Below are 14,139 nucleotides of genomic sequence, written 5' to 3' on the forward strand. Positions count from 1 at the left end.
ATTTAATTAATCCTTGCACTGCAAGGCTATACCCACGCACTCATTCCTAGGCTTTGCGCCCCTCACTGGGCAATTGGCCAAAACGTGCTTGCCATACTCGCCGAAAATCTCGTGCTGAGCCAAATCCCGCTTCATTGGCGACGGTTTCGATACTCAGGTTTGGATTGGCTAATAGTTGCTGCGCCAAAGCAAGTTTGAGTGATTGCTGATAGTCATGCGGGCTTAGCCCCGCGTATTGCACAAATAGCCGACTCAGGGTGCGGGGCGTCACGTGCACTTGGGCGGCTAGCTCGGCTAATGTCCAGCGGCGGCTTTGCGGTTGGCTTAGCAAATCCTGTGCCTTATGTACGGTGGGATGTAGGTGATTGCGATGCACGAGCCACGCCGATAATTGCGGATCGTTGCCACTGCGGCGCAACCAAATCACCATTTCGCGCGCGATGACTTGCGTCAGCTCAGCACCAAAATCGCGCGCGACCAGATGCAAGGCTAAATCAATACCAGCACAAATACCGGCGCTAGTGGCAATTGGCCCATCTTCGACAAACAGTCGGTTTTCCAGTACGTCTGCATTCGGTGCCGCACTTTGCAGGCGCGCAATCAATTCGTGATGGGTCGTACAGCGTCGCCCAGCGAGTAGCCCCGCGTCTGCCGCGAGCAGGGCTCCTGAGCAAATACACGCGAGCTGATGGCGAGCTGGATCAAAGCTATTTTGCAGCCAACGCACAATGGCGCGGGCGGCGGGTAGTTGCAGATTGGTTTTGGAGTTTTGCACGCCGATGAGTAGCACCAAGGCTTGATCGGGGATAGTCTCAGGCAGTGCCTCGAGCTGGTGCTGGCGCAGCCCGACCGATGACACCAGCTCAGCCTCGGCGGCCACCATATGCAGCCGCAATGGCGCGCCATGCTCGATGGCAATCTGCAGCACTTCGGCTGGCCCTGCCAGATCGAGCAGCATAAAGTGCTGGCTCAATACAAAATACACATCGCGCATGGCGTTCTCGCAAATTTATAGCTGAACACGACGTTGATTGTGTTCGGGATAAGGATATTCCATATATCGTGCAGTATTGCGCGCTATGCCTTCGCCATAAAGGCGCAAAACAATATACAGTGCCATTTCTATGCCTGCCGAGATGCCCGCGGAGGTCATTATTTTGCCATGATCGACGACATGCAAGTGATCGATTACCTCGATGGCCGGAAATGTTTCCTGCAGCAAAGGCAGTGCGCGCCAATGCGTGGTCGCGCTCAGGCCATCGAGCAGGCCGGTTTTGCCTAGGATCAAGGCGCCGGTGCAGACCGAGGCAAGGATGTCGACTTGGCCAGCGTGCTGTGCAACAAAGTCCAACATCGCTGGATTATTCATTTCGCGCCGTGTACCCATGCCGCCGGCGATGATGAGTAAATCAAGGTCTGGGCAGGTATCAAAGCTATAGTCCGGCAAAACTCTCATTCCGCCAGTGCACACGACGGTTTGCAGGCTCGGTGCGACAAGAACTACGTCAAATGGCGATGCATCGCTCACACGGCTGTTTTCATCAAGACGTGTGACCGAGAAAACCTCAAATGGCCCGCAGAAATCGAGTACTTCGACCTGATCAAAAATAACGATACCAATGCGTTTACGCTGCATATTCCAGCTCCAGAGAGGTGAGTACTTCATTGACGGTGCAGATACGCGCAAAGCGATCTGCCAATACCAGCTCGGTACGCGCTTTGATCTCATCGGCGCTATACCGCGTGCCATTGGCGTACTGCATGGCAAAGGTGAGTGTCGCCTCGGTCACAAAATCGACCGCAAAGCCCAGATCAGATGCCACCCTTGTTGTAGTTTCACAGCATTGTTCGGTGCGAATACCACAGACGATCAGTCGTGTAATCTGCTGCGCGTTGAGCCTCGGCAGTAGCCCCGATTCGGTGAGGGCATTGTGCACCCGTTTTTCAAACGTTGCGGCAGGCGTGTGGCTTAAAAAAGTCATCGGTTTGACCAGACCACTGTCTTTGCGAAAAACATCGTCGTTATCGGTATGCAGGATATTGACCACCGGCACCCCTGCGGCTTGGCAACCTGCTACGAGGGCCAGAACATGTTGCTGAAATTGAGCGAGACCTTCGTCGCTCCAGTATGGGCGATGTTCAAATGATTGCTGGATATCGATCAGGAGTAGAGCTGCGGACATTTTAGGCTTCCTGTGTTGGGTGTTGCAGTCAGTATCGTCCTGATAAAATATTAGGTATATGCCAGTTTATGACAATTTAGGGGACAAATATGGTCATTTTTTATTGTGCGACGTTCCCCGCATCACTCTATTGTTCAGCGAGTAGTCATTTTTGCCAGCCTATAATTGCCTCAATATCGGGAGATGGGGTGAAATGATGAAAGCAATCCAATATTTGATCATCGCGGCGGCCAGTTTTGGCCTGCTCGGATGCGCAGCGATGAATGAGTCCGAATGCCGAGTCGGCGATTGGTATGGTACTGGCTTACGCGATGGTCAATGGGGGGCACAAAACCGCATTGCTGATTATGCCGAGTCGTGTCAAAAGCTGGGCATAACGCCAAATCTAAATGAATATACGCGTGGGCGTAATCAAGGCTTGCGGGCGTATTGCACGCCAGATAGTGGCTATCGTGCGGGGCGAGCTGGTAATAGCTATGGCAATGTTTGCCCATCTGATTTGCAAGCGGGGTTTTTGTCGGGCTATGAGCGCGGCTATGCGCGTTATCGCTTGGAGCGCGATATCGATCAGTATCAAAATCAATTGATTAATTACCGCAGTGATCGTAAAAAGCTGGAAGATAAAATCGCCAAAGCGGCCACTGAGGACGAGCGTCGCAAATTGCTGCGCGATCTGGATCGATTATCGCGCCAGCAAATGTACTCACAGCAACAACTGGATCAATTGCTGTTTCAACAAGCCAATTGGCGCGATTAAGCTGCGGGTTTGAGCGGTAAATAGCCATCAAAGCGCGTGCTTTCACCCTCAAGCGCAAAGTCGGGCTTAACGCCTGCCAAATGTGGCGCATGACGCGGGCGTTTAACTGTAATGCGTTTGAGCGCAATTTGCCGTGCGGGGGCAAGTAGTGCGTCGGCGTCTTCATCGCCACCAATCAAAGTCTGAAATGCGGCCATGTCTTTTTTCGACTTGGCGCGTTTACCTGGCTCGGGGAACATCGGGTCGAGATACACCACGTCAAATTGCTGCTCCGCCAGCGGCCCCAAGCCTTGGGCGCGCTCAGCTAGCCAGCTTCGGCCATCGCCAAAATGCAAACACATGCGGGCGGCAATGTCGGCAGTGGAGGTATCTTGCTGTGCGCGGCGTAGACCATCCTTGAGTAGCAGATACGCCACTGGGGTACGTTCGATTAAGGTGACTTCGCACCCTAGTGTAGCCAAGACAAATCCATCGCGGCCCAATCCCGCTGTGGCATCGAGGATGCGGGGTAGATAGCCGCTTTTAATACCCACCGCTTTGGCGACGGGCTGGCCTCGGCCGCCGCCAAATTGCCGCCGATGCGCTGCGGCGCCAGTGACAAAATCCACAAACACCGGCGCATTTTCGTTTACAGCCCGCAAAGCTAAATGCTCGTCTTCCCAATGCAAATAATGCGTGGCATCGCTAGGCGGGGTATCCCACAGTGATAAGCCAATGGATTGGGCTTGGGCGCAAAGCTCTGGGGGGGTATGGGTAACAAGCAGACCGATCATATTAATGTACGAGTGTTTCTTCCAAATAAGAGCCGTAGCCTACACGAGGTAGACGTGAAATGGGGTCTTGGCGATAAAAGAGTTTGAGCTGCTCGTAGACGGCAGGGTAGGTATCGTTGAGCTTGTGGGGGTCTTCAAAAAAAACTTCGCTGCATACGGCAAAACATTCGGCCGGATTGGTGGCGGCATACAAATCGATCGGGCTGTATTCGCCAGTCCGAGCGCGATGTTGCAGATCGATAAAGGCATGGCTGAAGGCGGCTTTCCAGTCGCTGGGTTTCATGCCGTAATGCAGCGGCGGATCGCCATTGGGGTAGCCATTGCGCATATCGAGTTTATGCGCCAATTCATGAATGACCACATTCCAGCCATCTTGCCAGGGCGCTTCCATGACATCGTGCCACGAAAACAAAACAGGCCCGTCACTGCGAGCTTGCCCAGCTAATACTTGCTCGCCTTCATGAATCAGCCCATGGTGGTCGCGCTGGCGCGTTTTGCTGACAAATTGGCTGGGGTAAATAATGATTTCTTTCCAATCGTCGTAGGCGTCAAATCCCAGATTCAAAATGGGGAGCGCGGCCTGTACGGCGAGCACCACACGCATTGGGTCGCTAAATTCTATGCCTTTGGTGGGCGAGATGGCTTTGGTATGCAAAAACCAAGCCGCAATTTGCTTGAGCCGTTTGAGTTCATCGGCACTCAAGCCTTGCAGGATAGGCATCGTGGTGAGCGGTAGCCACAATTCATCGCTGATCGGGTGACGATTGAGCCACCAGTTGCGATACATCTCTTGAATAAAACGAATCATGTGCGGCTCTATGAGGTGATCGTTCTATAGACATGGGCACGCAAGACTTTATTTTCAATCGTTTTGGTCGATAATAAAGCGACGCGTCTGAATTCTTGCACACAATCTGTCACAAATACGTAACGTGTAAGAATCAATAGCATAATTAGTTTATGCTAATAAGTACTGCTGTCATGCGTTTGATCAATATTCCGACCTTACTTTTACTAGGTGACACCCTATGTCGATTCAAGCTCGTATTCTACTTATCGCGGGTGCGATTTATTCCGTAAGTATGATTATTCTACTTTTCATCGTGGGGGGGCGCGCTGATAGTGCGGGCGGTGATCTATTGCTGACCGTTCTTTCATTGGGCGTGTTGGGTTTGGGGGCGTTGATTGCGAGCTTGTTTTGGGCGATGAAAACTTCATTTGGCCAATTGCAATTTGTCCGTGATGCAATTCGCCAACAGGCGGGCGAACATGGTGATTTAACCTTGCGCTTACCTGTTTCTGGCGGTGAAGTGGGGGAGATTTCTCAGGCCTATAACCTTTTTGTAAGCAAGTTTCAAAACGTACTGCGTGATGTGCAGCGCGAAATGGAAGGCTTGGCGATTAGCCTGCATGAGCTGAGCTCGGTGACGGCTCAAATGGCCAAAGATACGCGCAGCCAATCCGATTTTGCCGCCTCATCCGCCGCAACCGTTGAAGAAATCACCGTCAGTATTAATCATATTGCCGATAGCGCGCGCGATATGGATCATGTCGCGAGCGAAACCCAACGCATTTCTGGCGACAGTGCCGATGCGGTTCAGCGCGTTTCCGAAGAGGTGGGTCAAGTTTCGAATGCCATGGTTTCTTTGGGCAAAACCATGGATGGTTTGGGTGAGCGTTCAGTCGAAATCAGCGGCATTATTGGCGTGATTAAAGACATTGCCGATCAAACCAATCTATTGGCACTCAATGCGGCGATTGAAGCGGCCCGTGCGGGTGAGCAAGGGCGTGGTTTTGCTGTTGTGGCAGATGAAGTGCGCAAACTGGCTGAGCGTACGGCACAGGCAACGGTTGAAATCGCGCGCAAAATCGAATCGGTCGGTAAAGATACGGATCGCGCAGTCAGCAATATGTCGACCACCTCCGAGCGCGTGACGCAGAGTGTGACTTTGGCCGATGATGCACGCACGCATATGCTCGACATTCGCGAACGCATGGATCATGTGGTGAGCTTGGTGCGTCAAATTGCCGACTCCACCACCGAGCAATCTTCGGCTGCGATGTCGATGGCGACCTCCGCCGAGCAAATCAATGTGATGACCATGGCGACGGACTCAGCCTTGCAGCAGGCGAGCAAAACCATTGTGTCACTTGATGATAGAGCCAAACGCCTATTGCAGATCGTCGGTAGCTACAAACTGGCGGATATTGAAGTTCTGCACTGGTGGCAGGCGGCCAGCGAGGCCAAGGCCGTTTCTGAAATCAAAGCCTTGCTCAATCAGCGTGATCACCATTGGGTGGATGCACAAATCGGCGGCGATAATCCGATGGGCTCGCTCAAACAGCGTGTCATGGCGGGTCATCCTCCGACTGCCGCTGCCATTGGCGGGGTCAAAATCCAAAACTGGGCGCGTGATGGCGTTTTGGCCGATTTAACCGATATTGCACACCGTGAAAACTGGTCTAGCATTTTGCCTGCGGTGCTCGACAAAATGATGCAAGCCAGCGGCAAATATGTGGCTGTTCCGCTGGGTGTGGCGCGCGTGAATATGATGTGGATTAACGCTGCGCTATTTAAGCGCACAGGCCAGAATGTACCTAAAACATGGGATGAATTCTTCACCGTTGCAGAGCGATTTAAGCAAGCGGGCATTCCTATGATCGCCATTGGCGAACAACACTGGCAAATTGCTACGATTTTTGAAGCCTTGGCCTTGGGGCAAGGCGGTGCCGATTTTTATGTGAATGCGTTTAGCAAACTCGACCAAAGCGCTTTAACAGGCCCCGCAATGATTCGGGCACTGGAAACGCTACGCCGGATGAAGCCGTATTGCACGCCTGATAATAATAGCCGCGACTGGAATCTGGCGACTGCTGATGTGGTCAATGGCCGCGCTGCATTGCAAATTATGGGCGACTGGTCAAAAGGTGAATTTGTGCAAGCAGGGAAAGTACAGGGCAGCGATTATTTGTGCATCCCATCACCAACCCTGAATGGCGAATACAGTTTTGCTGCCGATACCTTGACCATGTTCAAATTGTCGGATGAGAAAGCGATCAAGGCTCAAAATGATTTTGTGAGTCTGCTCATGAGCCAAGAAGGACAGGAAGTATTTAACTTGTATAAAGGGAATATTCCAGCCCGTACCGACGTGAATCTGAGCCGTTACGATGAGTATGCAAAACAATCTGCACGTGACTTTTCGGGTGCTGCCAGCAAGGGCGTACTGGTGCCTTCTTGGGCGCATAATATGGCGGTTCAAGATGATGTGCGGATGGCGTGGTTTGATATTGTCGAAGCCTTCTGGCGCAATGCCAATATGACGCCACAAGATGCTGCACGTCGTTTTGCTGATGCAGCGCGAGCTAGTCATTAAGATGGTTTTGCTAATAAAAAAGGCTGCCTAGGCAGCCTTTTTTATTTGATCAGCATGAATTATTCGCCACCAGCACCTTGCTCGGCCAGGCGTAATTCTTGCTGTGCATGTGGCGTGAACGGGTGCAAGTGCGAAGCAAATTGGCGACTTGCTGCGGCCCAAGAATAACGCTCAGCAAAGCGACGAACTTCAGCGCGATCCAGTTGCAAGGCGCCCATGCACGCTTGGTGCAGATCTTCATGCAGTGAACCCGGACCATCGTTGCCGATAACATCAATTGGGCCAGTCACGGGGTATGCGGCTACAGGGCAACCGCAAGCCATTGCTTCGAGCAATACCAGGCCAAAAGTGTCCGTTTTGCTAGGGAACACAAACACATCGGCACTGCTATACACCTCGGCCAATTCCGCTTGATTGAGTACCCCTAACCAGTGCACATTTGGGTGATTGCCAAACTGAGCTTTCAAACCCGCTGCCGCAGGGCCATCGCCGACGATCCATTTGCTGCCGGGTAAGTCCAGATCCAGAAAGGCTTGAACATTTTTTTCCACTGCAACACGGCCGACATACACGAAAATAGGCGAACGAGAGGCAAGTTTGTCGCGACGGCCTGGCTTAAAGATCTCCAGATCGACTCCGCGTGACCAGAGCACAACATTTTTGATGCCGCGCGCTTGTAGGTCTTCGACCACCACGCGAGTGGGAGCCATTACGGCTTCGGCGGAGTTATGAAAGCGTGCGAGCCAGGCATAAGTCCAAGACAAAGGAATGCCAAAACGTAATTGAACGTATTCTGGAAAGCGAGAGTGGTAAGCAGTGGTGTAGGGTAGCTTGTTTTTCAAACAGTATTTGCGTGCCGCCAAACCCAGCGGCCCTTCGGTGGCGATATGAATGGCATCGGGGGCAAATTCACGAATGCGTTGATTGACTTTGCTCCCCGGGAACATCGAGAGGCGAATGTCTGGGTAAGTTGGACAAGGAATCGTTTTGAATTCCAGCGGCGTCAGTAGATCGACAGTGTGGCCCATTTTCTGCAGCTCGGCTCGGGTCTGTTTGAGAGTACGAACGACGCCATTCACTTGTGGTTCCCATGCATCTGTAACGATCAAAATCTTCATGCCGCATTTCCTTGATAGATTGGAGAAAAAATTGGGCTAGGGAGTAGTGCCGCTAATTGTTCGGCTTGCTCCCCATAGAGCTTTTGCCACGTAATTATTCTGAGTTCGCCGTTGGCAAGCTCAACAAGGGCGGTCAGGCTTTCGACCCAATCGCCGTCATTGCAGTACATCACGCCATTGATTTCGCGCATTTCTGCTTTGTGAATGTGGCCGCAAATCACGCCATCAAGCCCGCGATTTTTGGCTTCGGCAGCCACCGCTTCTTCAAAATCCGTGACAAAATTCACGGCCTTTTTGACTTTGTGTTTCAGGTATTGCGAGAGAGACCAGTAGCCCAAACCCAAACGTGCGCGGGCTCGGTTAAACCAGTGATTGAGTTTGAGGGTGAGGCCATAGGCGCGATCGCCAACGATGGCTAACCATTTCGCGCATTGCACAACCGCGTCAAATTGATCGCCATGCAGCACTAAATAGCGTTTGCCATTGGCGGCGGTATGAATCACTTCATCTTCAATTTTGATCTCACCAAACATCAGTCCGATGAACTGACGAGCGGCTTCATCATGATTGCCTGGGATGAAGGTTACTTGTGTGCCTTTGCGTGCTTTACGCAACACTTTCTGAATGACGTCGTTATGGCTTTGCTCCCAATACCAGTTTCTTTTTAGAGCCCAGCCATCGATAATGTCGCCAACCAGATAGAGGTGGTCGCATTCGGTGTGCTTGAGAAAGTCCAGCAAATACTCGGCTTGGCAGCCAGAAGTACCTAGGTGAACGTCTGAAATCCAGATGCTACGGAACCGTAATTCATTTGCCATGAACTGCACTCCAATCAGGGTGTAAAACCATCTTGCCGCTGCTACATGACGGTATTGCTACCGAAAAATGAATGAAATATGACGAGCATTTAATCAATCAAATTGACCGGCTTGTCGCTTGAATAATGGAAAACCCTAATGTCTGAAAAACAGAATCGACCCGACTCTCCGTGTGTGGCTGTTTGCTCTACTGCCGTGGGAGATGATGTGTGTCGCGGTTGTGGGCGCACCATGCAGGAAGTGGCGATGTGGGTCGCTTTGCCGCCAGAGCAAAAAGATGCCGTTTGGCAACGGCTTGAGCAATTTTGGGCCAAAAAAGGCGTCGCACCGCCTTGGTTAGCCCGCGATAAAAAGGGCTAAGCATTTCATTCATAACGTAATAATTACCATGTCAATGTGGTATTTCTTACGTGAGTTAGCCCCACTCGGGCAGTAAGCTAATGACATTCGCAGATTGATTAGGATTGCGTCATGCACTTACTGGCTCGACAACTGAATGCGCTTGATCGTGCTGAATTAACGCCGACGAACTTGATTGAGCTAGACCCTGATTTGGCGACGTCGATCGCATTGCGCTGGGGCGAAGCCGCTTTGTCCGATGAATTATTAGCGCTGCTCATGAGCGATGCGGCGCAAACCAGTGGTGAGATGGGCCATCGCTTTACGCCAACCGTGGTGCGTGAGCTTATGCGCTTATCAACTGCTTATGCCGATTTACTACCTCAAATTGCGGCAACAAAAGACATTTGGGGAAATGAACGCGAAGTGAGTGAGCTTCCAAAAGGTTATTCCGATGGGTATATTCGTGAACGCAATAATAGTTATTCATCTAAATCAAATACATTGGGTGGGTATGTAGACGCCGCGCCTACAATTATGCCGGTGCGCGATGACGAGAAAGAATGGACTCCACTGTTGCAAGCGTGTTTTGCGGGTCGACTGGATCGTGTTGAAAAATTGATTGAGCAGGGCGCCCACATTCACTGGGCTGATAAAGATGGTTATCAGGCGCTGCATTTAGCGGCATTACAAGGCTATGTTTCAATTGTTGCTTTATTGCTCGAGCATGGTGCAGATGCCAATGCAATCAGTCGTCGCTTTGCTACTGCGCTGCACTTAGCGGCCGCTCGCGGGCATCTGGAGGTGGTTGATGCTCTGCTCGACGCTGGGGTTAGTATCAACCATGCTAAACATGATGGTTGGACTGCGCTGCATAAAGCGGTCGCCAGCGGGCATGATGAGGTCGTTGTACGTTTACTAAGGGCGGGGGCTAATCCGATGTTGGAGACCAAAGCCGGGCAAACCGCGATTGCCTTGGTCCCTAGTCATAAAATGAGAATGGCTGAGTTGCTCGAACACGCGATACCCAAACGTAAACTGCAGGTTTTGGCTGGCCGTGAAATTGTGTCGCAAGCTTGGATTGATTGGAATTGAGAACCACTTGCTTGCCAGCGAAGCCGGCCTTTGAAGCAAGCTATTTATGTGGTGGGTCTGCTGCGTTGATAGCGAAGCCGGCAGCTTTCTAATTGCAGTAGGTCGGTCAGTGTTTTCAACTCGGGGTCTACTTTTTGTGCGCGTTTATGACCCATATCGTTTTGCAATGCATTCAAAGTAGTTTGGTTGTATTGCAAATGATGCTCTAAGGCGAGGGCAAAGTTGCCCTCGGTTTCATACAGGCTTTCTAATAATTGATGTGCGTCTTGTATAAGGCTGGTGGCATTAAATTGCCGAGCTTTATCCAGTGCAATCAACAGCCATTGTTTTGCCTCGTCGTTTTTTTGCAGATACAAGTATAAGCGACCTAAACTGAGCGCATTGAGCGCGCTGCACCACAAACCACCGCCTTGCTGAGCGAACTGTAAACCGAGGTTTAATTCGGTCGTGGCTTCAGGCATTCGCCCCATTTCAAGGTGTACCATTCCTAGGTAAGTGTGAATTTCGGATTTCCAGGTGATATTGCTGGAGTCTTCGGCCGCTTGATGAATATGCTGTAACACCGCTAAAGCAGCATCAAAATATTTGAGTCGATACAGCGTAGAGGCGCGATTCATATGCAGCTCGATGGTCAACCGTGCATCTTTGATTTCTGTCGCATAAAACAGCGCTTTATCTTGGTATTGCAGCGCAAGGGCATAATTTTGGTGCGCTAAAAAAATGCCACCAATGCCGACGTAGGCCTTTACAAACAAGGGCGCATCTTTTAACTCGGCAGCAAACTCTAGGCAGTTAATCCAAAAATCTTGAGCTCTGGCATAGTTGCCTAAGCTTAAATAAGTATTGGCAATTTCATGATTGAGGCCACCTAGTAGTTCCACGAGGTGCATTTTTTTGGCCAAATTCAAAGCCTTGCGTAGATGCTGCAATGCTTGTTCTGGATTGGGTTGAACGGTGTAAAAGTAAGCGATGTTTCGTAATGCAATCACCATGCCGCGGTGATAATTAATAGCTTTTGCGGCTTGGTAGCTTTCTTGTAATTGGCCGAGTGTATAGGGCTGTTCGTCCAACTGGGCGAGATGCAGCGCCATATTTTGCTGGTCAATCAGTTCTGGGCTCATTGTGCATTGCTCCCAATCTCAATGCGATTTCGGCCATTTTTCTTCGCAAGATATAAAGCCTTATCAGCAGTGCCGACCATTGAGTCGCCGGTATCGCTCAGCTCTAATAATGCTAGGCCGATACTGCATGTGCATTTGAGTTGAGGATTGAGTAGTGCCCAATTTTCGGCTTCAATACGGGATCTGATACGAGATGCCACTGCCATTGCGCTCTTGAGCCCTGATTGCGGTAAAAGCACGGTAAATTCTTCTCCGCCATAGCGGGCCACAATGTCATTATTGCGCACCGAATCTTGCATGATGGCCGCTGCTTTTTGTAAAACTTTATCCCCCATTTGATGGCTATATTGATCATTGATTTTCTTAAAATGATCAAGGTCTATCATCAAAATGGCCAATGGGGTGTTATTGGCGTGAGCCGCTGATACTTCATTATTGAGGTGTAAATTCAATGCGCGGCGATTGAGCACACCAGTTAATGCATCGCGTTGAGCTTGTTGGCTCAGTGTTTCGAGTAGTGCTAAATCTGAAGCTCTAGTTTGCCGCAGCTCGGCATTTTCATGCCGCGTGCGAAGTAGCTCCAGCTTGACTTCAACAGCCTTCATCCGCCTTTCGGCATTCATGATCAGCCGATCGGATGCCTGCTGCTTAGCTTGTTCGATCACGATGATATGGTGCTCACGGTAATGATAAAGTGCATCTTGCGGTTTGGACTGGGCTGTGGCTAATTGTGCGAGTAGAAGATGAGCTTGTTGTAATAAATTGGGGGATTGAAAACTCAAAATGGTGCTGAGCGCTTGTTGTAGGTAATGCTCTGCATCATGGTGCGCTTGCCGAGCCAGGGCGAGGCGGCCTAGCGCAAGTAGATTCAGCGCCTGACTCCAGCGATATTGCACTTCGGTATTGATTTGGAAGGCTTCGAGCAAAGTGCGATTGGCCAGCTCATATTCATTCAATTCAAAATACGCTTGACCACGATAGCTGAGTAAATCGGCAAGCCATGGTTTTTGTTGGCTGTCTAAGACATAAGACTGAGCCGCTTGCGAAACGTGGATGACGGTTTCAAATTGTTGAAGCTGGACGAGGTCTGCAATGATATTGAGATAGCAGCGACTAATGGCCGTGTTATCTTGCAAAATGAGCGCGAATTCGAGTGCATCCTCGTGAAAGCGGAGCGCATCATTAAAATAGTTTTGAGCAAAGAACACATTGCCGATGCCGATATAGGCCTGTGTATAGAGCGAAATCTCATGTAATGCGGTTGCTTGAGTTAGGCACTTAATCCAAGACTTTAGGGCTAGCAAGTAGTGATTTTGCGAGAAATGTAAATCACCTGCTAAGTCGTGGCAGCGCCCCAGTAATGGCAGTAAACCTTCTTGTTGGGCAATTTGCTCGACGCGGCGCAGCGTTTTACGACCTTCATCAAGTTGCCCCAGCGCCCATAAACTACGTGCCCGCCAAAATAGCGCTTCGGCTTCACCTTCCCGATACTGGATACGCTGGGCTAGTGGCGCAATTAACGCTGCCATTTCTGCGGTTTTGGCGCAGTCGGGAACAAACCAAAGCAGAGCAGCTTTGATTTGTTCATCGATGTCATGGGGGGTGAGCGCCTGCATATCCACTCCTAAGCTATCATTTACTATAGTGCGAGTCGTTTGAATGCAAAAGAGTTGCTTAGCTTAGAGTCGCCTTTGGTCAATAGATATGAAGCTTGGTGGCAAATTAGACCGCTACTGGTGCTTTAATTGCCGGATGTGGATCATATCCTTCTAAGGTGAAGTCTTCATATTCGAAGGAAAACAGATCGGTTTTTGCAGGATTCAGTTTTAAAGTGGGCAGGCTGCGTGTTTCGCGCGAGAGTTGTTCTTTCACTTGGTCAAAGTGATTACGATAAATATGGCAGTCGCCACCGGTCCAGATAAAGTCACCCACTTGTAAATCGCATACTTGTGCCAGCATCATCACCAGTGTGGCATAGGACGCAATATTGAACGGCACGCCGAGGAAAAGGTCGGCGCTGCGTTGATAAAGCTGACAAGACAATTTTCCGCGCTGGTCGGCCTCACCGGCTTGGGCAGGTGCAACGTAAAACTGGAAAAATGCATGGCAGGGTGGCAGTGCCATATTTTCAATTTCACCAACATTCCATGCGGAAACAATAATCCGCCGCGAGTCAGGATTTGTTTTTAATTGTTTGATGACTTCGCTGATTTGATCGATGTGTCGACCATCCGCAGTTGGCCAACTACGCCATTGATAGCCATAAACAGGGCCTAATTCCCCGTCTTCACTCGCCCATTCATCCCAAATGCTAACTCCATGTTCTTGTAGCCAGCGCACATTGGTATCGCCACGTAAAAACCACAAAAGCTCATTAATAATTGATTTTAAATGTGTTTTTTTAGTGGTGACTAAGGGGAAACCTTCGGCAAGATTAAAACGCATTTGGTGACCAAAGACCGATACCGTACCGGTGCCTGTGCGATCTTCTTTAGCTACGCCCTTATCCATGACGTGTTGCAGCAAATCCAGATATTGGCGCATATATTGACCTTAAT

General features: G+C 50.4%; 14 protein-coding genes. 4 read left to right on the forward strand and 10 right to left on the reverse strand.

Going from position 1 to position 14,139, the window contains the following annotated elements:
* Window positions 1–46: 46 nt before the first annotated feature.
* The 3 genes from HQ393_RS02045 to HQ393_RS02055 are packed head-to-tail and all read right to left on the reverse strand — an operon-like array spanning window position 47 to window position 2,183.
* Window positions 47–994, reverse strand: coding sequence for a GlxA family transcriptional regulator (locus HQ393_RS02045; protein ID WP_179357210.1), 948 nt, complete (start codon window positions 992–994; stop codon window positions 47–49).
* A 15-nt stretch (window positions 995–1,009) separates the two neighbouring features.
* Complete coding sequence (locus HQ393_RS02050; protein ID WP_179357211.1) at window positions 1,010–1,636, reverse strand: DJ-1/PfpI family protein; 627 nt, start codon at window positions 1,634–1,636, stop codon at window positions 1,010–1,012.
* Window positions 1,626–2,183: an isochorismatase family protein gene (locus HQ393_RS02055; protein ID WP_179357212.1), complete on the reverse strand. Its 558-nt coding sequence runs from the start codon at window positions 2,181–2,183 to the stop codon at window positions 1,626–1,628. Before HQ393_RS02055 ends, HQ393_RS02050 begins: the two co-directional genes overlap by 11 nt.
* Window positions 2,184–2,376: 193 nt before the next feature.
* Here HQ393_RS02055 and HQ393_RS02060 point away from each other — a divergent pair, with 193 nt between their 5' ends.
* The gene (locus HQ393_RS02060; protein WP_179357213.1) at window positions 2,377–2,940 is read left to right on the forward strand and encodes a DUF2799 domain-containing protein; all 564 of its coding nucleotides are present in this window, start codon (window positions 2,377–2,379) and stop codon (window positions 2,938–2,940) included.
* On the opposite strand, the gene HQ393_RS02065 is transcribed toward HQ393_RS02060, so the two are convergent.
* Together HQ393_RS02065 and HQ393_RS02070 are read right to left on the reverse strand one after the other, a co-directional pair.
* Entirely contained in the window at window positions 2,937–3,713 is a 777-nt protein-coding gene (locus HQ393_RS02065) for a class I SAM-dependent methyltransferase (protein WP_179357214.1), read from the reverse strand. The two genes, HQ393_RS02060 and HQ393_RS02065, sit on opposite strands and share 4 nt — an antisense overlap.
* Before the next feature lies 1 nt (window position 3,714).
* Window positions 3,715–4,521: a M90 family metallopeptidase gene (locus tag HQ393_RS02070; protein WP_246307929.1), complete on the reverse strand. Its 807-nt coding sequence runs from the start codon at window positions 4,519–4,521 to the stop codon at window positions 3,715–3,717.
* 220 nt (window positions 4,522–4,741) lie between these two features.
* Here HQ393_RS02070 and HQ393_RS02075 point away from each other — a divergent pair, with 220 nt between their 5' ends.
* Window positions 4,742–7,090 (forward strand): extracellular solute-binding protein, encoded by a 2,349-nt coding sequence (locus HQ393_RS02075; protein WP_179357215.1) that lies wholly within the window; start codon window positions 4,742–4,744, stop codon window positions 7,088–7,090.
* Between the two features lie 59 nt (window positions 7,091–7,149).
* Here the strand turns inward: HQ393_RS02075 and HQ393_RS02080 are convergent, their stop codons facing one another.
* Together HQ393_RS02080 and HQ393_RS02085 are read right to left on the reverse strand one after the other, a co-directional pair.
* Window positions 7,150–8,208 (reverse strand): glycosyltransferase family 4 protein, encoded by a 1,059-nt coding sequence (locus HQ393_RS02080; RefSeq protein ID WP_179357216.1) that lies wholly within the window; start codon window positions 8,206–8,208, stop codon window positions 7,150–7,152.
* Window positions 8,205–9,026 carry a UDP-2,3-diacylglucosamine diphosphatase gene (locus HQ393_RS02085; protein WP_179357217.1) on the reverse strand — a complete coding sequence of 274 codons (822 nt, stop codon included), beginning with the start codon at window positions 9,024–9,026 and terminating at the stop codon, window positions 8,205–8,207. Before HQ393_RS02085 ends, HQ393_RS02080 begins: the two co-directional genes overlap by 4 nt.
* A gap of 138 nt (window positions 9,027–9,164) precedes the next feature.
* Between HQ393_RS02085 and HQ393_RS02090 the strand changes: the two genes are divergently transcribed.
* Window positions 9,165–9,386, forward strand: coding sequence for a DUF1289 domain-containing protein (locus tag HQ393_RS02090; protein ID WP_179357218.1), 222 nt, complete (start codon window positions 9,165–9,167; stop codon window positions 9,384–9,386).
* 111 nt (window positions 9,387–9,497) lie between these two features.
* Window positions 9,498–10,460 (forward strand): ankyrin repeat domain-containing protein, encoded by a 963-nt coding sequence (locus HQ393_RS02095; RefSeq protein WP_179357219.1) that lies wholly within the window; start codon window positions 9,498–9,500, stop codon window positions 10,458–10,460.
* Window positions 10,461–10,504: 44 nt separating this feature from the next.
* On the opposite strand, the gene HQ393_RS02100 is transcribed toward HQ393_RS02095, so the two are convergent.
* The 3 genes from HQ393_RS02100 to HQ393_RS02110 form a co-directional block, all read right to left on the reverse strand.
* On the reverse strand, window positions 10,505–11,581 hold the full coding sequence (locus tag HQ393_RS02100; RefSeq protein ID WP_179357220.1) for a tetratricopeptide repeat protein: 1,077 nt from the start codon (window positions 11,579–11,581) through the stop codon (window positions 10,505–10,507).
* On the reverse strand, window positions 11,578–13,197 hold the full coding sequence (locus HQ393_RS02105) for a GGDEF domain-containing protein (RefSeq protein WP_179357221.1): 1,620 nt from the start codon (window positions 13,195–13,197) through the stop codon (window positions 11,578–11,580). Before HQ393_RS02105 ends, HQ393_RS02100 begins: the two co-directional genes overlap by 4 nt.
* 106 nt (window positions 13,198–13,303) lie before the next feature.
* A complete protein-coding gene (locus HQ393_RS02110) occupies window positions 13,304–14,125 on the reverse strand; it encodes a thymidylate synthase (protein ID WP_179357222.1) in 822 nt (273 codons plus the stop codon).
* Window positions 14,126–14,139 lie beyond the last annotated feature (14 nt).

The organism is Chitinibacter bivalviorum, from assembly GCF_013403565.1.
In the GTDB taxonomy this organism is placed as follows: domain Bacteria; phylum Pseudomonadota; class Gammaproteobacteria; order Burkholderiales; family Chitinibacteraceae; genus Chitinibacter; species Chitinibacter bivalviorum.